This window comes from Streptomyces sp. NPDC005775, assembly GCF_042871565.1.
Taxonomy (GTDB): domain Bacteria; phylum Actinomycetota; class Actinomycetes; order Streptomycetales; family Streptomycetaceae; genus Streptomyces.
In genome coordinates this window covers 76,826-95,503 of sequence record NZ_JBIAIU010000014.1, presented here as the reverse complement: position 1 = coordinate 95,503, position 18,678 = coordinate 76,826, and the positions used below count along the sequence as shown (strand labels likewise).

Below are 18,678 nucleotides of genomic sequence, written 5' to 3'. Positions count from 1 at the left end.
CGCGGTAATCTCCCGGGGGGCGGGGGCGGGGCCACCCCCCGACAACCCGGCGGTGGGCGCCCGGCCCCCCGGGGGGGGGGGGGCGCCCCGGCCCCCCCCCCCCCCCCCCCCCGCAGTCCAGCGAACGTTGATCACCAGCTTTCCCTACCGAGGAAAAGAGAGTCGACAATGATGTCTGCCAACCGAGGGAGCAAGGCGCGCGGAGCCGCCCTTGCCGCCGTGGTTCCGCTGCTGCTCCTCGCGGCCTGCTCGTCGGGCTCCGGTACGTCCGGCGGCAAGGACGGCGAGGTCCGGATGATGGTCAACCTGACCGACAACCTCGACCGGGCCTACTGGGAGAAGCTGGTCAAGCCGTTCGAGGACAAGACCGGTCTGAAGGTGAAGATCGAGGGCCCGACCGGCAAGTCCGTCGCCGAGTCCTTCCCCCAGCAACTGGCCGCGGGGACCGCCCCCGATGTCATCCAGTCCATCTTTCCGGACGACGACACGGCTCCGGAGCTGGTCGACCTCAGCGGTGAGGCCTGGGCCAAGGGAACCCCGATGTTCGACGCGTACGCCATCGGCGACACGCACTTCGCCGTCGGCGTCGGCACCCAGCCCCAGTCGCTCGTCTACTACAACAAGACCGCGTTCAAGAAGGCCGGCATCACCGCGACTCCGACCACCTGGAAGGAGATGACCGCCGATCTGGGCAAGCTCAAGAAGGCCGGCTACACGCCGATGCAGACCGCGGGCGACTACCAGACCGGCCTCCAGCTCCAGCAGATCTACCACCCGACGCTCAACGAGCTCCACCCGAAGTGGCAGAGCGCCGTCACGGACCAGAAGCTCACCGTGGGCAATGTCTACAAGCCCGCCTTCCAGATGTACGCGGACTGGATCGACGCCGGCTACATAGCCAAGAGTGACGCCGGACTCAACCCCTCGCAGGCGGACGGCAACTTCATCGCCGGCAAGGCCGGCCTCTACACCAACGGCAGCTGGTTCACCGCCACGCTGGCCAAGGCCGGGAAGCTGCCCTTCGAAGTGGGCGTGTTCTCCCCGCCGGCCGCCGACGGCAAGAGCTATCCCGGTCCGCAGGGCGCCACCATGGCCAACCCGTACATGGTGCACAAGGGCGCGTCGGACGAGGCCGGCGCGAAGGAGCTGGTGGAGTTCCTCGTGACCGACCCGGCGGCCGTCAAGGCGCAGCTCGGCTCCGACGGGGTGTTCCGCCAGAAGTCCGACGTCAAGCAGACAGGTACCGACGCCCAGATCCAGGGCATTCTCGACGATACTCCCGCGCTCGTGGCCGTGGGCGAGGGTCAGGGCAACGTACGGCTGCCGGTGACGGGCTTCAACCCCAAGTTCACCGAGGTCGCTCAGAGCCTCTACACGGGGGCGAGCCCGGCCGACGCCGCCAAGGCCATCGACCAGTGGACCGACGAGAACCGCTGACCATGGCACGCATACTCCCCTCCAAGCAGCGGCGCCGGCGCAACGCGGGCGTCAGTATCAGCATGGTCGTCCCCGCGGTGCTGATATATGCCGCACTCCTGGTCGTACCGGTGATCTACGCGTTCTACTACAGCTTCACCAGGTACAACGGATTCCCCACCCGAGTCCCCGAGTTCATCGGGCTGGACAACTACCGCACCATCTTCGGCTCCGACGACATGACGGGCACGATGGTGATCACCGCCGTGGTGGCCGTGGTGGGCGCGGTCGCCGTCAACGTCGCGGCGCTCGGCCTCGCGCTGCTGCTGAAGCGCACCAACCGGTTCAACACCTTCGGCCGGGTGGTCATGTTCTACCCGCATGTCCTGAGCGCGCTCGTCGTCGGCTTCCTGTGGCAGGCGATCCTCGGGCCCCAGGGTGTCGTCAACACCATGCTGGAGAAGGTCGGGACCGACAGCCTGCCCTTCCTCAGCGACCCCGACTGGGCCCTGTGGTCGATGATCCTCGTCATCGTCTGGTCCCTGTTCGGCGTGCAGTTGATCCTGTATCTGGCGGGACTCCAGGCCGTGCCGGAGGATCTGCTGGAGGCGGCGAAGCTCGACGGTGCCGGCCGGTGGCAGACCTTCCGTGCCGTCACCTGGCCATCGCTGGCTTCCACGGTGACGGTCGCCGTCATCACCTCAGGCATCTCGCTGCTGAAGACGTACGACGTCGTCGTGTCGCTGACGGGGGGCGGTCCCGCGGGATCGACCAAGACCCTCGCCTACTCGATCCTCGCGGTCTCGTTCCCCCAGCGGAACATCGGCGTGGCATCGGCCCAGGCCGTTCTGCTGATCCTCGCGGCCGCGGTCCTGTCCCTCACGGTCCTCTTCCTGCGCAGGCGCGCCGAGAACGACGCGGAGTCCATCGGATGAAGAAGACACTCACCTCGGCCGCCGCCCTGCGCGTCGCCTTCATCACCCTGGCGTCCCTCGGCATGCTCGTGCCGATGTACCTCCTGGTGGTCAACGCCTTCAAGAGTCAACGGGAGATCCTCAGCAACCCGTTCACCCTGGACCTCGGCACCGCGACCTTCCAGCACCTCGCGGACGCGTGGAACAACCCCGACTTCAGTATTCTCAAGGGCTACGGCACCACTCTGGCGCTGGTGCTCTGCGTGAACGCGCTGGCCATGGTGGTGTGCGCGCCCGCGGCCTATGTACTGGCCCGCACACCGAAGCTGATCTCCCGGCTGCTGCTGTTCTTCTTCATCTCGGGGTTGTTCATCCCGACCCAGGTGATCCTGGTGCCGGTCATCTTCGTGCTCCGCGCCGTGGGACTGATGGGCACGATGCCCGGCCTCATCCTCTTCATGACAGCCACCACCATCCCGTTCACGCTGTTCGTCTTCTTCGGCTACATCCGCGTGCTGCCCCGGTCCCTGGACGAGGCCGCGGCCATCGACGGGGCCGGCAAGTACTACACGCTGTGGCGGATCATCGTGCCGCTGATGCGGCCGATCATCGCCACCGTGTTCATCCTGAACTCCCTGAGCGTGTGGAACGACTTCGCCAGTCCGCAGATGATCCTCGGCCCCGGCAGTGACGTCTACACCGTCACCACCGGTGTGTACGCCGCCGTCGGCCAGTACTCGACGGATTACACCAAGGTGTTCCCGACCCTGCTGCTCGCCGTGATCCCCATTCTGGTGATCTTCGTCGTGATGCAACGTCACGTCATGAGCGGCCTCGCAGCAGGAGCTGTGAAGGGCTGATCCCCGATGGCGGGGCCGGCCGGATACCTCCCGGCCGGCCCGCCCGTCGCTCTCTCCCCCAGACCCGACCGGCCCGGCCCATCCGCCCGGCCGGCAGCGGCCGTTGGCGGGCCGACCCGGCCCGCGTCACGAAGGAGCCCCGCCATGCCCACATCCCGTACCCCGCGCCGGGTCGCTTCCGTGATCCGTCTGCGTCCGGAACAGGAGGCGCATTACCGGGAGTTGCACCGGTCCGTCCCGCAGCCTGTCCTGGACACCCTGTCCCGCGCCCACATCACCTCGTACTCCATCTTCCTGCGCGACCACACACTGTTCGCCTACTACGAGTACACCGGCGACGACTACGACGCCGACATGGCCGCCGTCGCCGCCGACCCGGAGACCCAGCGGTGGTGGACCCTCACCGATCCCTGCCAGCAGCCGCTCGGCTCGGCGGCGCCCGGGGAGCGCTGGGCGGACGCGGAGGAGGTCTTCCATCTGGACTGACGCGCCGTCCGCCGGCTCCGCCCGGCCGCCTCCCACCACCGCACCCCCTCGCCCCCACTCTCCGGCATCCGGTTCCGTCGTGACGCTTGTGCGGGGTCAACCGGAGCCATAGTCTGCACATGTCATACATGTTCTGTTTGCCTGCGGCGCCGACCCGGGCGGCACAGGGGGTGTCGGATGTCCCCTCCGGCGTCCACTCACGCACGCCGGACCGCACGGACGCCGGAACGCCTCGCAGCGGACAGGGTGTCGCGGCCGGGACGGAATCACGGAATCCAACGAAAGGCTCCTCCATGTCGAGAACCGGGAGACGACCGGCGCGAGCCGTTTTGGCCTCCGTCGCCCTGGCGCTGGTGACGAGCGTCGGCGTGCCGGCGGCCGGCACCGCGTCGGCCGCGCCGTCCGGAGAGGCGACCTCCTCCGGGGCCCTCACGGTCTATGTGTCGGCCTCGGACGGCGACGACGCGAACAGCGGGGGCCGCGATGCCCCTCTGCGGACGATCACGGCGGCGCGGGACGCGCTGGCCGGTCGAACCTCCCCCGGGGCGCGGGGGACGGTGTACATCCGGGGCGGCACATACGTCCTCGATGACACCATCCGGCTCAGCGGCAAGGAGAACTCGTGGGTGACGTACGCCGCGTACCGCGATGAGAAGGTCACACTGACCGGGTCGCACGAACTTCCGGCGGACGGCTGGCAGAGGCTCACCGACCTCTCGGACGACACGCTCACCGAGCCCCGGTACTCCTCCCACACCCGCCTGAACACACCGGAACTGCGTGACGGCGTCTGGGTGTTCGACCTCGGCGCGCACGGGATCGACCCGGGCACGCTCTACAAGAACGGCTTCAACTGGGTCCAGCAGCCGTTCGCTCCGGAACTCGTCGTCGACGGCGGTACCCAGACCCTGGCCGAGTACCCGGACGGCAACACGTGCGCCACCACGGAGACCGCCTGCCACCTGTGGGGGACGGGAGCCAAGTGGAAGGCCGACGGCCCCCGGGACCTGATGAACGTGGATCCGGACGCCCGCTTCGGGCCGGAGAGCGACTGGAACAGCTCCGGCACGACGCCCCGCGCCCAGTTCGAGGACAAGAAGCAGCTCCTCCCCGACACCGGGCAGCGGGACACCTGGAGCCCGGAGGAGATGCGGCGCATGACCCCGTCCGTCTTCACGGTCGGCGGCCGCGCCGCCAGTGGCGACCGCTACCGGAACTGGGCACCCGAGGCGGTGCCCACGGTGGACGATGCGGGCACCCGCGGATTCGGCGAATACTCCGGCGTGCCGGTCCAGCTGGATCCGCGCTGGATCGAGGACATCGACAACACCACGTCCGAGACGGAGGGCTGGCTCTCGGGCTACCTCGGCAACAACTACGCCAACGACATGGTGCGCATCCTGTCGTGGAGCGGCGACAAGCTGTACACGAAGTACCCCTCCATGTACATCCCGCAGGACTCCTGGACCAAGGTCAAGGTGCTCAACGTCCTGTCGGAGATGGACACGGCCGGCGAGTACTACATCGACCGCTACCGCGACAACGACGTCCTCTACTACCGGCCCCAGAACGGCACGATCGAGGGCAGGACCACAACGCTGCAGACGTTCGACAAGAACTTCATGCTGCTCGACGGCACCCGGGGCGTGACCATCCGGGGCCTGGCCATGACCGGATCCCTGGTCAGTGGCGTGCAGTTGCTGGACGCCGTCGGAACCCTCATCGACGGGGTCGACATCTCCCAGGTGAGCATGGACGCGATCCGGATCGGGCGTACGACGGACACGATCACCAGCATGCCGGACTACGAGACCGTGCGGGGCGGACACGACAACGTCGTGCAGAACTCCTACCTCCACGATCTCGGCGGCGGAGGCGTACTGCTCGGCGGCGGCGACCGCGCCACGCTCGGACGCGGAAACAACGTCGCCCGCCACAACGAGATCACCCGTTTCTCCAGACTCGCCACCTACACCCCGGCCGGTTACCTGTACGGCGTGGGGAACACGTTCGAATACAACTACGTCCACGACGCGCCGCACATGGCCGTGCAGATCATGGGCAACGACATGCGCGTCAACCACAACCACTTCTATGACGTGGTGAAGAACGCGGGCGACATGGGAGTCGTCTACGCCGGGCGGGACTTCACCTACCTCGGCAACGAGATCGCCTACAACCACTTCGAGAAGATCGGGGGTTCCAACGACGCGCTGTACATGGACGACGGCGCGACCGGAGTCCGCTTCCACCACAATGTCGTGAACGACGCGAAGTCCGGCGTCAACTTCAACTCCGGCCACAGCAACACCGCGAACGACAACGTGTTCATCGGGGTGGACCACGTGGGCCATGGCGGCATCTACCACAAGAACGGCGAGACCCGCCTTCCACTGGCCAACAGCTGGGTGCTGGAGAGCCGTTACAACACGTTCCTCGACGTCCGCGAGGGCGAGAAGTACAGCGCGACGCCCCGGACCGTGGCCGCCTGGCACGCGCACTACACGAACGGGAAGGAGAAGTACTCCGACGGAAAGCCGATCACGTATCCGGAGATCACCGACTGGTACGTGCCACGCGTGACCGCGACGGGCGAGGAGTGCACGGCCGCCGCCTACACCACGTCCGGGACCAACGGCTGCAGCCGCGCGACGGTGTGGGAGGATCCCGGCTCGGTCTGGGTGCCGTCGCGGGTCGAGATCGACCACGCGGTGATCGTCGGTTGCTGCGGCTTCATCGAGACGAAGGCCGACTTCGCCGAGCCGGCATCGCAGTACAGCCTGTCGCGGTGGAGCGACCGGATCAACACGAGCAGTGTCCTGGCCACCTCGGTGGCGGAGACGGGTCTCGACCTCGGCACGCTCAGGTTCTCCGCCTCCGGTTCGGTGGCGCGGTCGTACGGGGCCGCGTGGGTCCGGGAGTGGAACCGCGGCGTCACGACGCAGGGCATCGGCCGCCCTGCGAACCGTGACACGAACACCGTTCACCGGTAGCCGCCAGGTAACACCGTCTCCTCACGCCGGGGCATCCACCGCACACGGATGCCCCGGCGTACGTCACGCGCCGGATGTGTCGAGCGGTCGCCGGCGCTCCCAGGAGGACGTGATGTGGTCCCGCATCGCCTCGGCCGCCTCGTCGGCGTCCTCGGCGAGCAGGGCGGCCGCGATCCGTGCGTGCGCCTCGTGCGTCAACTCGATGTGCTCACGCGTGGGATCGCCGCTGTACTGGGGGTAGCGCACGGCCTTGCCCTGGATGCTCGACACGATGGCCCGCCCGAACGCGTCCCGCGAAGCACGGTGGATGATCTCGTGGAACTCGATGTCGGCGCGGGAGTACGCCTCCGGGTCGCCTCGCAGAGCCGCGAGTTCGTCGAGCTTGGCCGAGAGCGCCTCCGCCTGCGTGTCGTCCATGAGACGGGCGGCGCGGGCGGACATGGCGCACTCAAGGGTCGTCCGGATCTCGATCAGGTTGTCGAGGAAGGCCAGCCGGTCCTTCCGCTGGAAGAGGGCGTCGAGGATCAGGGGGTCGAGCAGACTCCACTGCTCCTGATCGAGCACGACCGTCCCCCATCCCTGACGCGTCGCGACGAGGCCCTTCTCGGAGAGGGCCATGGTCGCCTCGCGGATGACGGTGCGGCTCACCTCGTACTGTTCACACAGGACGCCCGCCGAGGGAAGTACCGTTCCGGGCGGGTACTCGCCGAGCACGATGGCCGTCGCCAGGCTCTGCACGACGGCGGCGGCGAGGGGAGGCCGGCGCCGTTGACGGGGGGACACGGCAACGGCGTCCGCGGATGGGTTACTCATCTGGTCAGCGACTCCCAATGTGTGCAGGTGTGCCCGGTCCCCACTGTCCGAGGGCTCAAGGCTAGCGGAACATGCTAAGGTCATCACTCGTATCATAAGTGATGACCAAGGTTTCCGGTCACACGACCGCCCCGGAGGCGAGAGCACACCCGGGGGCCGGACCGGCCGCCCACGAAAGGCACTTCGGCCATGCCCGGTCAGGGCTCCGGGGGCAGGATTCGCCCGTTCACCACCATGCGACACGCTTCAAACCAGGGCGGGGTGCGACGCATGTCACTGGGTTCCGGTCCACGACTACGACAGGCACAGCGGGCCGGGGAGCGAACGGAGCGTCACCACCGGGAAGGCCCGGAAAGCTTCGCGCCAGGTTACTCCCCGTCCCACAATTCGCACTCAGAGGCGGGGAGTTGAAGGATCCGGCAGCAATCGACCGGGCGCGCGGTTCCGCTCGGCAGCCGGCGAGCGGAACCATCACCCGCCGCAGGGGCAACCGACACCGTACGGAGGCAATCCGAAGTGAGTCAGCGCAACGCCCTGGTGGTACGCGGCGGCTGGGAGGGGCACGACCCGGTCGGATGCACCCGGTTGTTCATTCCCCGGCTCGAACGCGCGGGGTTCGACGTATCCGTCGCCGATGACCTGGCGGTGTACGAGGATGCGGACCTGCTCGCCGCCACCGACCTCGTCGTCCACTCATGGTCCGGGGGCGAACTGACGCCCCTTCAGGAGCGCACCCTCGTCTCGGCCGTGGAGGCGGGAACGGGATTCGCCGGCTGGCACGGCGGCGTCATCGGAACGAATGTCGCCGCCGCTCGCTATCTGCGCATGGTGGGGGGACGGTTCCTGTGGCACCCGGACGGGTTCCAGGACTTCACCGTCCGCATCACGGCCCTGCCGGACCGGGACGGCGAGATCACCCGGGGCATCGAGGATTTCGACGTCCTCACCGAGCACTACTGGGTGCTGACGGACACTCTGAACACGGTGCTGGCCACCTCGGTCCTCTCCCCCGACGGCGGCCAGTGGGACGAGCCGGTCGAGTTCCCCGTCGTGTGGACGCGCCGCTGGGGAGCCGGCCGGGTCTTCGTCTGCACCCTCGGCCACCGCGTCGCGGACCTGGAGGTGCCGCAGACCGCGAAGATGGTCGAACGGGGCCTGGTCTGGGCGGCACGCTGAGGCCCGGGGCGGCCGCTCGCCGGTGGGCCGGCCGCCCCCGAGCCTCAGCGGGATCCGCCCCGGCCCGGGCAGCGCCCCCGCGTCAGGAGCTTGCGCGGGCGACGACCCGGTAGCCCACGTCGCGGTGCGGAACGCCGACCGGGGTGCCGCGCATCCTCTCCAGCAGCAACTCGGCCCCCAGCTCGCCGATAAGGATGCCGGGCACCGCCACCGTGGTGAGCGAGGGGACGAGGTGCCGGGCCAGTTCGAAGTCGCCGAACCCGGCCAGGGCCAGCGTGCCGGGGACGTCGATCCCCCGGCGCACGCAAGCCTGCAGGGCGCCTGCGGCGAAGACGTCGCTGGAGAACATCACGGCGTCGGAGTCCGGATACCGTTCCAGTACAAGGTCCAGGAGCGCGACGCCGGTGTCCATGGATACCGGCTCCGGCCCCGCGTCCACCGTGCGCGGAGCAGTTCCCAGCAGCTCCCGGACAGCGGACCCGTAGCCGTCGAGCCGCTCGGCGGCCCGGGGGTCGCCGGAGGTGTGCCGCCCGGCGAACGTGATCCTGCGCCGGCCCCGCTCGACGAGGTGCCCGACCATCGCGGCGGCCGCCGCCGCGTTGGAGAAGCCGACCAGCAGGTCCACCGGGTCGTCCGTCCAGCCCCAGGTCTCCACGACGGGCACTCCCGCGGCGGCCAGCAGGGCACGGGTGCCGGGGGTGTGGTCGGTTCCCACCATGAGCAGTCCGTCCGGCCGCCGGCCGAGGAAACTCCGCAGCACGTCCTCCTCGTGCTCCGGCCGGTAGTCGGTCGTGCCGACGAAGATCTGGTAGCCGTGGGCCGCCAGGGCGGTCGAGAAGGCGTGAACGGTGTCCGCGAAGACCGACGCGTTGATCTGCGGGACCAGGACACCGACCGTGCGGCTGCGGTTCGACGCCAGGTTGCTGGCGGCGAGGTTGGGCACGTAGCCGGTGGCCGCAATGGCCGCTTCGACGTTGGCCCGGGTCTCGTCCGGCACCGACCGCGGGTCGCGCACGACCCGGGAGACCGTCTGGGCGGACACCCCGGCCGCCGCCGCCACGTCCGACAGGGTCACCGAACGGGTGGCGGAACGCTTGCGTGGGCGGCGGGGTGGCTGGGTCACATCCGAGACGATATCCATTGCGCCCGCCGCCCCGCCGTCCGCCCGGCCGGTCCGGGCGGACGGCGCGCCCTGCGTCACAGCGCTCCTCGTGCGGCCAGGGAGCGCATCAGATCGGAGATTCCGAAGGTCCACGGCTCGCACGCGTCGCTCGGCCTGATCCGGCTGACGAGTGAACCGAGCCGGGGCGTGGCGATGGTGACCAGGTCCCCGTCGTGATGGGTGAAGCCCTGGCCCGGAGCGTCACGGTCCTCGACGGGGGCGAACATCGTGCCCAGGTAGAGCACCGCGCCGTCGGGGTACTGGTGGTGCGGACCGATCAGCTGACCGACGAGGTCCAGTGGATCGCGGCTGATGGCGGACATGGAGGACACCGCGTCAAGTCGGTAGCCTTCCTGGCCCTCGACGGTCAGGGCCACCGCCGCCTGCCGCACGTCGTCGATCCCGAAGCCCGCGTCGAAGAGCCGCACGAACGGCCCGAGGGCGGCGGAGGCGTTGTTGTCCTTCGCCTTCGACAACAGGAGCGCCGAACGGCCCTCCACATCACGGAGGTTGACGTCGTTCCCGAGAGTAGCGCCCACGACCTTCCCGGCGGAGGAGACGACCATCACCATCTCCGGTTCGGGGTTGTTCCACCGCGAGGTGGAAAGGACCCCGGCATCGGTCGCGGTGCCGACGGCGGCCAGCACCGGGGCCTTGGTGAAGATCTCGGCGTCGGGCCCGATGCCCACCTCCAGGTACTGGCTCCACATTCCCCGGGCGACCAGGAGTTCCTTCAGCGCGGCGGCCTCCGCGGAGCCGGGCCGCAGGGATGCCACATCGTCCCCGACGAGTCCGCGTATCCGCTCGCGCACCTCGGCGGCGCCGGAGGCCTCACCCCGCACACGTTCCTCGATCACCCGCTCCAGCATGGACACCACGAAGGTCACGCCGGCGGCCTTGACCGCCTGAAGGTCCACGGGAGCGAGCAGCCAGGGACGTGCGGGATCACGTTTCTCGGGTGGGGTGTTGGCCAGCAGTTCGTCGAGTCCGGCGAGGCACTCGCCGTCGGCCGTACGCAACTGCGCCGCCGGGTCGGGCGATTCGCACAGGTCGCGGACGGTCGGGAAGGTCCCCGTCACGTCGTGCACACCGCTCTCGCGGACGGCTACGACGCAGGGACCGATGCCAGGCTGCCAGACCCGGCCGACGAGGGCCCCTTCCGTGCCGTCGTCGGGAAGGGTGGTGTCGGCGTCGGGCCACTGGGTCATGTCGTTCCTCTCAGGCTTTGCGGAAAACGGGCGGGCGCTTCTCGGCGAACGCGCGGCGGCCTTCGGCGGCGTCCTCGGTGGCGAAGCAGATGGTCTGCAGGTCCCGTTCGTAGGCGAGGGCCTGGTCCTCGGGCAGATTCCCGGCCGCCCGCAGGTTGATCTTGGCGGTCTCCGCCGCCACGGGGGCCCGGGAGGCGATGACCGCGGCGAGGGCCTTGGCCCGGTCGAGCAGTTCGCCGGGAGCGACCACCTCGCTGACCAGGTGCCACTCCAGCGCCCGTGCGGCGTCGACGCGGTCTCCGGTGAGCAGCATGAGTGCCGCGTTGCTGGGGCCGGCCGCGCGGCTGAGGAAGGCCGCCATGCCGCCGCCCCCGATCCAGCCGAGTGTGATCTCCGGTGCTCCGAAGGACGCCGTCCGTGAGGCGATCCTGATGTCGCAGGACAGGGCGGTCTCCAGCCCGCCGCCGAGGGCGTAGCCGCCGACGGCCGCGATCGTGGGCGTCCGTGCCTCGCGGATGGCGTCGCAGTAGTCGACGCGGTTGCGGAACTCCCACGGCGTACGGTATCCGTCGAGTTCGCGGATGTCCGATCCGGCGCTGAAGGCGCGCCCGCCCGCACCGGTCAGGATCACCGCGCGGACATCGTCCGTGGTGTCGCACCATCGCACGGCCCGGACCAGGGCGCGGGACATCTCGGGGGTCACGGCGTTCAGCTTCTCGGGCCGGTTCAGCGTCAGGGTGGCCACACGGTCAACCACGTCGAGCAGGACGTGTCCGGTGCCGAGGTCGGGCGGGGTGCTGGTGGTCTCGGTCATGCTCGTCCTGCTTCCTTCGTGGTGCGGCTCGCGCGGTAGAGAGCTCGCAGCCGGTCGATTGCCGCCCGGTGGCCGGTCTCGCCGGCCAGGGCGTCCCGGACGACGGCGGAGGCGGCGCTCTGGAAGCCGATGTAGCCGGCGTGGCGGGGGCGGACCCACGCCTGCTCACAGGTGGTGGCGGTCCGGCGGTAGAAATCCGCCGCGACGATCGCCGGGTCGGTCCAGGCGGCGCGTGCGCTCGGCTGCCCGCTGTGCCGGGGCAGGAATCCGCACTGGACGGAGGGCGACATCAGCCAGCGGATGTGGTCCAGGAGTTCCGAGGTGGGGTTGCAGCGGGAACTGACGGCGAGTCCGGTGCCGCCGAGGGTGGAGCCCGGCCGTCCCCCCGGTCGGGCGGTCGGGGCGTCGGTGAACGTCAGCCGGTCCGCGTAGGTCACATAGCCGTACACCAGCGGGCAGTGCGCCAGGCGGTCGGTGCCCGCCATCAGCTCCAGCAGCCCGATCGGGTTGAGAGTGCGCGTACGGGCGGGTGCGCGGGCGTCGATCCCGGCCATGAGGTCCAGGACGGCGCGTCCCGTCGTATCGCTGATCAGTTCACCGGGGTCGGCGGCCGGTTCCTCGCCGAGTGCGACGGCGACGGAGGCGAAGGTGAGGAAGGCGTGCGGTCCGGCGAGCGACAGGGCCACCGGCGCGCGGCGCGCGAGGCCCATCACCTCCTCCCAGGTGGTGGGCGGCTCCCCGGCAAGATCGGTGCGGGTCGCGGAGACCTGGGTGGCCGCGTCCAGGGGCAGGGCCCACTGGCTGCCTTCCATCGCGTACGAGCGCATGGTGGGTCCGATCGAGCCGGCGTGCCAGCCGTCCAGTTCCTCCCTGCCGAAGAGGTCGTCCAGGGGGCGGAGGCAGCCCGCGGCGAGTGCCTCGCCGAGGTGCGGATGGTCCAGCACGACGAGGTCGTAGCGGGCGCAGAGTTCGTCGACGGGATGGGACTCGAAACCCTCCAGCGGCTGGACGGACCAGCGCACGAGGCCGCCGGCCGCGGCGGCGAGGGCGTCATGGCCGCGCGGGTGGTCCCAGGTCAGTCCGGCGTAGGTCACGAAGTCTCCGTCACGGTGCCGGAGGCGAACAGCGCCTCGATCTCCTTCCGGCCGAGGCCCGCTTCGGCCAGGATCTCGCGCGAGTGCTGGCCGGTGAGCGGTGCACCTCGGTCGATACGGGGCGGCGTGGCGGAGAACTTGTAAGGAAACCCGGGCACCTTCACCCGGCCTTCGGTGGGGTGGTCGTAGGTGACGAAGGTGCCGTTGTGGCGGATCTGCGGGTCGTCGACCAGGTCCGCGTAGCCGTAGACCGGTCCGGCCCATACGCCCGCGGCCTCGAAGGCGTCGAGCCAGTGGCGCGAAGTACGGGCACGGAGCCGGGACGCGGTGCGCGAGAAGAGCTCGTCGCGGTGGGTCCAGCCGTGCTCCTCGTCCTCCATGGACTGGAAGCTTTCCTCGCCGAGGAGTTCACCGAGTGTCTTCAGCGGCGGGAACGCGAGGACGATGTAGCCGTCCGCGGTCTCGAACGCGCCGTAGGGCGCGCGGATGTAGACATGTGCGTGCGGTTCGCCGGAGCGGTTCTGCGCCAGACCGCCCACGGTGTGCACCGACAGTTCCTGCATCTGGAGTGTGGTGACGGCGTCCAGCATGTTCACCGTCACGAGCTGTCCCTCACCGGTGCGTTCGCGGTGCAGCAGCGCGGCGAGCGCCCCCTCGAAGGCGGTGGACGCGGTGACGGCGTCCACGAGGTACTGGCCCGCGGCCTGCGGTGCCTCGCCGGCGCGTCCCGCGGAGAGCATGGCACCGGACATCGCCTGGAGCAGCAGGTCCTGCCCGGGGCGCTGGGCGTAGGGGCCGTCCTCGCCGTAGCCGGAGATGGAGACGTACACGAGGGACGGGTTGATCTCCGCCAGCGAGGCGTAGTCGACGCCGAGGCGGGCGGCGACGCCGGGGCGGTAGTTCTGCAGGAAGACGTCGGCGTCGGCCACGAGCCGGCGGAGTACCTCTTTGCCGTCCGGGTCCTTGAGGTCGACGGCGAGGGAGCGCTTGTTGCGGTTCAGCGAGAGGAAGGAGACGTTGATCCGGTTCCCGCCCGCGCCTCCTGCGGCCGCATGACGCTGCCATTCCCCGGTGACCGGCTCGACCTTGACCACGTCGGCCCCGAGGTCGCCGAGCCGCTGGGCAGCGAACGGGCCGGCCATCGCGATGGAGCAGTCGAGGACCCGGTACCCGCTGAGTATCCCGGGCTTGTCAGGCGTCGTCATGGGACTCCTTGAAAGGGGAGGGAGGCGAGGAGGAGGGAGGGAAGGGAACTCACCGCGTCGTCGCCGCATTTGTTGTTCCAAGCTCTTTGTTAGCGCTACCGGCAGCGCTAACATTCACGCTATGCGGGCACCGCTCGCAGTGTCAACGCCTCGATCCGCCCCGCGGCGCCCGGCCGGCACCGGGAAGATGGGAACCACCGATGAGTCAACCGCAAGCAGCACTCGTGACCGGCGCCGGCGGCGCCCTGGGGCGCGCCATAGCCTCCCGTCTGGCCGCCGACGGGCACGATGTGGCCGTGCTCGACCGCGACGCCGCATCACTCGAGCAGACGGTCGAGGAGGTGCGGAAGTCGGGTGCCCGCGCCTTGGCTCTGGCCACCGACCTGCGCGACGCACAAGCGGTCGAAGCGGCGGTCGAACGGACCGCGGCCGAGCTGGGCACCCTGCGCGTCCTGGTCAACAACGCCGCCGTGTACCCGAGCCGGCCCTTCCTCGACGTGCCGCTGGCGGAGTACGAGGATGTGGTCGCCGTAAACCAACGCGCCTACTGGGTCGCCGCTCAGGCGGCCGCGCGACGCATGACTCGCACGGGCGGCGGGGCGATCGTCAACGTCGCCTCGATCACCATGCACGGGGGCTGGGACTCGCTCGCCGCCTACATCTCCACGAAGGGCGCGGCCGTCGCCTTCACCCGCGCACTCGCCCGCGAGCTCGGGCCTGCGGAGATCCGCGTCAACTGCGTCTCCCCCGGCGCGTTCCCCACGGCGGCCGAGGAGATCCACGACGATCCCGAGGCCTACACGCGGCATGTGCTCGACCATCAGGCTCTCAAGCGGCGCGGCCGCCCCGAGGAGCTGGCCTCGGCCGTCTCCTTCCTCGCCGGACCGGACTCCTCCTTCGTCACCGGCCAGTGCCTGGAGGTCAACGGAGGGTGGGTGATGGCGTGAAGCTGAACGGACGCGACTACGACCGTCACGCCCTCGCCCGGCACGCGGGCGACCTCGCAGCCGCCGGCGGTGTGCGGTCCGTCGTCCTGGACGACGGCTCCGAACGCGGCATCCGCACGCTGGAGTTCCGTACCGGCGCCGGACTCTCCTTCGATGTGCTCGTGGACCGGGCCATGGACCTCGGTGGGGCGGAGTTCCTGGGCCGCGGGTTCGGCTGGCGCTCCGCGACCGGGTTCCGCCACCCCGGCCTGCACGAGTACCGCGACGACGACGGCCTGTCGATGATGCGCAGCTTCTCGGGTCTGCTGCTCACCGCCGGTCTCGACCACACCCTGTTCGGCGCCGAGGTGGACGCCTCGCAGTACCGCTACCCGCCGCGCCGCACCGCCTCCCACGCCCTGCACGGCCGGGTCGGCAATCTGCCCGCCCGGCTCACCGGCTACGGCGAGCAGTGGCAGGACGAGGACCACTGCGTCCTCTGGGCGGAGGGCGAGGTCCGCCAGGCCGCGATCTTCGGTGAGCACCTGCGGCTCACCCGCCGCATCGAGGCCGATCTCGGCGGCACGGAGATCCGGCTCATCGACCGGGTGCGCAACGCGGGCTTCGACCCCACACCGCACATGTTCCTCTACCACATCAACGTCGGCTGGCCCTTCCTGGACGAGGGCGCGCGCTACGAGATGCCGCTGCGCCGCACGCTGTGGCAGAGCGACAGCGTCGCCGAACAGGGCGTCTCGAACACCGAGATGCCCGGCCCGCTGTCCGGATTCGTCGAGCAGGTCTACGAGCACGAACTGGAACCGGACGCAGACGGCTCGGTACGGCCCCGGCTGGTGAACGACCGCCTGGGGATGTACTTCGAGCTGGAGTACGACCAGGCGCAGTTCCCGTCCTTCTTCCAGTGGATGCACCTGCGCGAGGGCGCCTACGCCGTGGGCTTCGAACCCTCCACGCACCATGTGCGGGGCGAGACCGCGGCCCGGGAGGACGGCTCCATGACGTTCTTGGAGCCGGGTGAGGAACGCCTGTACACGACGACGTTCCGGGTCGGCCGGACCGCCTGATCACCCGACGGAGCGGACCGCGTCGCGGGGCCGGGCACCGGCCCCGGCAACGGCGCGGTCCGCTCCGGATATGTGCGCACAAGGGGGCGCCGGCGGGAGGCCACCGGGCCCCGGGGCGTGTACGCGCGCAAACCAGCCGTCAGTGGAGCCGACCGGCCAGAACGGTCAGCCGGACGCCGCGGGTACGGTCGGAGGACGGGCCCGTCTCCACCTCGAACTCCCCCGGCTCCACGGCCCGCTCCAGGTCGCGGGTGACCGAGGCCAGGGTCCGCTCCTCCACGGGGAAGGAGACCTCGGCCCGTTCCCCGGATTCGAGAACGACCCGGGCGAAGCCGCGCAGCTCCCGGACCCTCGGCCACGAAGAGCCTCCGGTCACCCGGCGTACGTAGAGCTGGACCGTTTCCCGCACCGGCCGGTCGCCGGTGTTGCGGATGTCGACCGTGCACACCAGCGGCCGCGGTGTGGCCTGCGTCGTGTTCGGTGTGCCGGCGGTGAGTTCCGCTGCCGGGACGGACGTCCGGGACAGGCGGGGGGTACCGTACTCGACCGTCGTGTAGCTCAGCCCGTGGCCGAACGCGTGGCGGGCGGTCGCGGGCTGGTCGACGTAGCCGCGGTAGCCGTGATCCTTCCCGTTGTAGTGGACGGGCAGCTGAGCCGCCGAGCGGGGCACCGAGACCGGCAGACGCCCGACGGGGTCCGCCGTGCCGAACAGGACGTCCGCCACCGCCCGCCCGCCCCAAGGGCCGGGATACCAGGCACTCAGTACCGCGGCGGCCCGGCCGGCGAGGTCCGTCAGCGCGTGCGGACGGCCCTGTACCAGCACCACGACCACGGGGGTCCCTGTCGCGGTCAGGGCGTCGAGCAGTGCCGTCTGGCCTTCCGGGAGGGATAGTTCCGCCAGGTCCACGCCCTCGCCGCAGGTCATCTCGACAGGGTTGCCCGAGGTGACGACCGCCGCCCCGTTGGCGTCGAAGCGGGTTCCCGACTCACGAGCGCTCGATCCGCCGAGTACCACGACCGCGACATCGGCCCCGGCGTTGAGCGCGACGGCCCCGGGAAGACCCGACAGGTCGCCGCCCACGAGACCGGTCCCCCGGGCGTGCACGATCTCCGTGCCCAGAGGCGCCGCCGCCTTGAGTCCTTCGAGGACGCTGATGCCCGTGCCCGGGCGCTGGGGCGCGGTGTAGTCGCCGATCTGCTGCGGCACGGAGTCGGCGTTCGGACCGATGACCGCGATCCGGCGTGTGCGTGCCCCTAGCGGGAGTGTCTCGCCGTCATGCGTGAGCAGCGTGACCGATTCCCGAGCGATGCGCTCGCTCAGCTGCTCCGGCCCCGGCGCCGGAGTGCGCTCCCCGGTGTACGGATTCTCGAACAAACCTAGGCGGAACTTCAGCGCGAGCACCCGGCCGACCGCGGTGTCCAGAGCACTCTCGTCCACGAGGCCCCGGCGCACGGCCTCCTCCAGGCGGGGGAAACTGTCGTCCCACAGGCTCAGATCCGTCCCCGCCTCCAACGCCATGGCGCCTGCCGCCACGGGGTCGCCGGCCAGCCGCACCAGTCGGTCGAGCGCCAGCCCGTCCGCCATCACCAGACCGGTGAACCCCCACCGTTCGCGCAGGATGCCGGTGAGCAGTTCCCGGTTGGCGGCACATGGGATGCCGTCGAACTCGTTGTACGCGGCCATGAGACCTGCCGCCCCGGCCCTGACTCCCGCCAGGGCGGCCTCCAGGTGGATCTCGTGGAGTTCGCGGGCTCCCAGTTCGGTGGCCGCGCTGTTGCGGCCGCCGACCGTGGCGCCCTGCCCGGCGAAGTGCTTGAGGACGACGGCCGCCCGGTCCGGCCCGAACGATTCTCCGGGCGGCCCCTGGACACCGCGCACCAGCGCCTCGGTGAACCGCGCCGCGAGGTAGGGGTCCTCTCCGAAGCACTCCTCCGCCCGGCCCCAGCGCGGATCGCGCACCAGGTCGAGCGCGGACACCAGCGCGACGTGGCCGCCGCGTGACCGCAGCTGCGCGGCGGCGAGCGCGGCGGCCTCCTCGTACAGGTCCGGGTTCCAGGTGGCGGCGACCGCCAGATTGACGGGCAGCAGCGTGCCGTCCAGTGCCTGGAGACCGTGCGGCATCTCCTCGACCAGCAGAACGGGGATCCCGAGGCGGGTGGTCTCCACGACGTGCCGCTGCACGGCGTCGGAGACACGCGCACCGTCCGCCGCACCGATGCCCGTGGCTGCGGTCACGCCCGACCACGGGTCGGCCCGCTGCAGCCCGTAGAGCGCACCCATCCCGTCGAAGGCAGCCACCTCGCCGCGGAAGGCGTCGGTCAGGCGATGGCCCGAAGCGTTGCGCTCGTACGCGTCCCAGCCGTACATCCGCTGATTGACCTGCCCCACCTTCTCCGTGAGGGTCATCCGCGCCAGGAGGTCGCGCACCCGGACGGCTGTGGGTGCCTCGGGGTCGAGGAAGAGCGGCTGGGACATCGGAGGGCTCCCTTTCACGGGCGATGGGGCAGGCGGGGCGGGCGGAGCCG

Annotated in this window: 15 protein-coding genes; 8 read left to right on the top strand and 7 right to left on the bottom strand. The window is 70.2% G+C overall.

Features of this window, described 5'->3' with window-relative positions; all coding sequences use genetic code 11:
* Positions 1 to 168: 168 nt before the first annotated feature.
* The 5 genes from ACFYPA_RS28725 to ACFYPA_RS28705 all read left to right on the top strand — a co-directional run bounded on the left by ACFYPA_RS28725 (position 169) and on the right by ACFYPA_RS28705 (position 6,669).
* Entirely contained in the window at positions 169 to 1,437 is a 1,269-nt protein-coding gene (locus tag ACFYPA_RS28725) for an ABC transporter substrate-binding protein (protein WP_359083056.1), read from the top strand.
* A gap of 2 nt (positions 1,438 to 1,439) precedes the next feature.
* A complete protein-coding gene (locus tag ACFYPA_RS28720) occupies positions 1,440 to 2,351 on the top strand; it encodes a sugar ABC transporter permease (protein ID WP_359083055.1) in 912 nt (303 codons plus the stop codon).
* Complete coding sequence (locus ACFYPA_RS28715) at positions 2,348 to 3,190, top strand: carbohydrate ABC transporter permease (protein WP_359083054.1); 843 nt, start codon at positions 2,348 to 2,350, stop codon at positions 3,188 to 3,190. Before ACFYPA_RS28720 ends, ACFYPA_RS28715 begins: the two co-directional genes overlap by 4 nt.
* A gap of 144 nt (positions 3,191 to 3,334) precedes the next feature.
* On the top strand, positions 3,335 to 3,676 hold the full coding sequence (locus tag ACFYPA_RS28710) for an L-rhamnose mutarotase (RefSeq protein WP_389135033.1): 342 nt from the start codon (positions 3,335 to 3,337) through the stop codon (positions 3,674 to 3,676).
* A 293-nt stretch (positions 3,677 to 3,969) separates the two neighbouring features.
* Positions 3,970 to 6,669 carry a hypothetical protein gene (locus ACFYPA_RS28705; RefSeq protein WP_389135031.1) on the top strand — a complete coding sequence of 900 codons (2,700 nt, stop codon included), beginning with the start codon at positions 3,970 to 3,972 and terminating at the stop codon, positions 6,667 to 6,669.
* A gap of 63 nt (positions 6,670 to 6,732) precedes the next feature.
* On the opposite strand, the gene ACFYPA_RS28700 is transcribed toward ACFYPA_RS28705, so the two are convergent.
* The gene (locus ACFYPA_RS28700) at positions 6,733 to 7,482 is read right to left on the bottom strand and encodes an FCD domain-containing protein (protein WP_359083051.1); all 750 of its coding nucleotides are present in this window, start codon (positions 7,480 to 7,482) and stop codon (positions 6,733 to 6,735) included.
* 516 nt (positions 7,483 to 7,998) lie between these two features.
* Between ACFYPA_RS28700 and ACFYPA_RS28695 the strand changes: the two genes are divergently transcribed.
* Positions 7,999 to 8,658, top strand: coding sequence for a ThuA domain-containing protein (locus tag ACFYPA_RS28695; RefSeq protein WP_389135028.1), 660 nt, complete (start codon positions 7,999 to 8,001; stop codon positions 8,656 to 8,658).
* A gap of 82 nt (positions 8,659 to 8,740) precedes the next feature.
* On the opposite strand, the gene ACFYPA_RS28690 is transcribed toward ACFYPA_RS28695, so the two are convergent.
* The 5 genes from ACFYPA_RS28690 to ACFYPA_RS28670 all read right to left on the bottom strand — a co-directional run bounded on the left by ACFYPA_RS28690 (position 8,741) and on the right by ACFYPA_RS28670 (position 14,141).
* A complete protein-coding gene (locus tag ACFYPA_RS28690) occupies positions 8,741 to 9,781 on the bottom strand; it encodes a LacI family DNA-binding transcriptional regulator (RefSeq protein WP_389135025.1) in 1,041 nt (346 codons plus the stop codon).
* A gap of 74 nt (positions 9,782 to 9,855) precedes the next feature.
* A complete protein-coding gene (locus ACFYPA_RS28685) occupies positions 9,856 to 11,028 on the bottom strand; it encodes a fumarylacetoacetate hydrolase family protein (RefSeq protein WP_389135023.1) in 1,173 nt (390 codons plus the stop codon).
* Between the two features lie 10 nt (positions 11,029 to 11,038).
* The gene (locus ACFYPA_RS28680; protein ID WP_389135020.1) at positions 11,039 to 11,842 is read right to left on the bottom strand and encodes an enoyl-CoA hydratase/isomerase family protein; all 804 of its coding nucleotides are present in this window, start codon (positions 11,840 to 11,842) and stop codon (positions 11,039 to 11,041) included.
* Positions 11,839 to 12,936 (bottom strand): extracellular solute-binding protein, encoded by a 1,098-nt coding sequence (locus tag ACFYPA_RS28675; RefSeq protein WP_359318102.1) that lies wholly within the window; start codon positions 12,934 to 12,936, stop codon positions 11,839 to 11,841. Before ACFYPA_RS28675 ends, ACFYPA_RS28680 begins: the two co-directional genes overlap by 4 nt.
* Positions 12,933 to 14,141, bottom strand: coding sequence for a CaiB/BaiF CoA transferase family protein (locus tag ACFYPA_RS28670; RefSeq protein ID WP_389135018.1), 1,209 nt, complete (start codon positions 14,139 to 14,141; stop codon positions 12,933 to 12,935). Before ACFYPA_RS28670 ends, ACFYPA_RS28675 begins: the two co-directional genes overlap by 4 nt.
* Positions 14,142 to 14,341: 200 nt before the next feature.
* On the opposite strand from ACFYPA_RS28670, the gene ACFYPA_RS28665 reads away from it, so the two are divergent.
* Both ACFYPA_RS28665 and ACFYPA_RS28660 read left to right on the top strand, forming a co-directional pair.
* Positions 14,342 to 15,088, top strand: a complete 747-nt coding sequence (locus ACFYPA_RS28665) for a glucose 1-dehydrogenase (protein WP_359083043.1) — start codon at positions 14,342 to 14,344, stop codon at positions 15,086 to 15,088.
* Positions 15,085 to 16,152, top strand: a complete 1,068-nt coding sequence (locus ACFYPA_RS28660) for an aldose 1-epimerase family protein (RefSeq protein WP_359083042.1) — start codon at positions 15,085 to 15,087, stop codon at positions 16,150 to 16,152. Before ACFYPA_RS28665 ends, ACFYPA_RS28660 begins: the two co-directional genes overlap by 4 nt.
* A 139-nt stretch (positions 16,153 to 16,291) precedes the next feature.
* Here ACFYPA_RS28660 and ACFYPA_RS28655 read toward each other — a convergent pair whose 3' ends face one another.
* Positions 16,292 to 18,628 carry a glycoside hydrolase family 3 N-terminal domain-containing protein gene (locus ACFYPA_RS28655; RefSeq protein ID WP_389135014.1) on the bottom strand — a complete coding sequence of 779 codons (2,337 nt, stop codon included), beginning with the start codon at positions 18,626 to 18,628 and terminating at the stop codon, positions 16,292 to 16,294.
* Positions 18,629 to 18,678: the final 50 nt, after the last annotated feature.

What these genes read in the sequence shown, in the direction of transcription:
- ACFYPA_RS28725 (WP_359083056.1), top strand. Translation starts at nt 169, where the DNA reads ATGATGTCTGCCAACCGAGGGAGCAAGGCGCGCGGAGCCGCCCTTGCC.
- ACFYPA_RS28720 (WP_359083055.1), top strand. Translation starts at nt 1,440, where the DNA reads ATGGCACGCATACTCCCCTCCAAGCAGCGGCGCCGGCGCAACGCGGGC.
- ACFYPA_RS28715 (WP_359083054.1), top strand. Translation starts at nt 2,348, where the DNA reads ATGAAGAAGACACTCACCTCGGCCGCCGCCCTGCGCGTCGCCTTCATC.
- ACFYPA_RS28710 (WP_389135033.1), top strand. Translation starts at nt 3,335, where the DNA reads ATGCCCACATCCCGTACCCCGCGCCGGGTCGCTTCCGTGATCCGTCTG.
- ACFYPA_RS28705 (WP_389135031.1), top strand. Translation starts at nt 3,970, where the DNA reads ATGTCGAGAACCGGGAGACGACCGGCGCGAGCCGTTTTGGCCTCCGTC.
- ACFYPA_RS28700 (WP_359083051.1), bottom strand. Translation starts at nt 7,482, where the DNA reads ATGAGTAACCCATCCGCGGACGCCGTTGCCGTGTCCCCCCGTCAACGG.
- ACFYPA_RS28685 (WP_389135023.1), bottom strand. Translation starts at nt 11,028, where the DNA reads ATGACCCAGTGGCCCGACGCCGACACCACCCTTCCCGACGACGGCACG.
- ACFYPA_RS28680 (WP_389135020.1), bottom strand. Translation starts at nt 11,842, where the DNA reads ATGACCGAGACCACCAGCACCCCGCCCGACCTCGGCACCGGACACGTC.
- ACFYPA_RS28670 (WP_389135018.1), bottom strand. Translation starts at nt 14,141, where the DNA reads ATGACGACGCCTGACAAGCCCGGGATACTCAGCGGGTACCGGGTCCTC.
- ACFYPA_RS28665 (WP_359083043.1), top strand. Translation starts at nt 14,342, where the DNA reads ATGAGTCAACCGCAAGCAGCACTCGTGACCGGCGCCGGCGGCGCCCTG.
- ACFYPA_RS28655 (WP_389135014.1), bottom strand. Translation starts at nt 18,628, where the DNA reads ATGTCCCAGCCGCTCTTCCTCGACCCCGAGGCACCCACAGCCGTCCGG.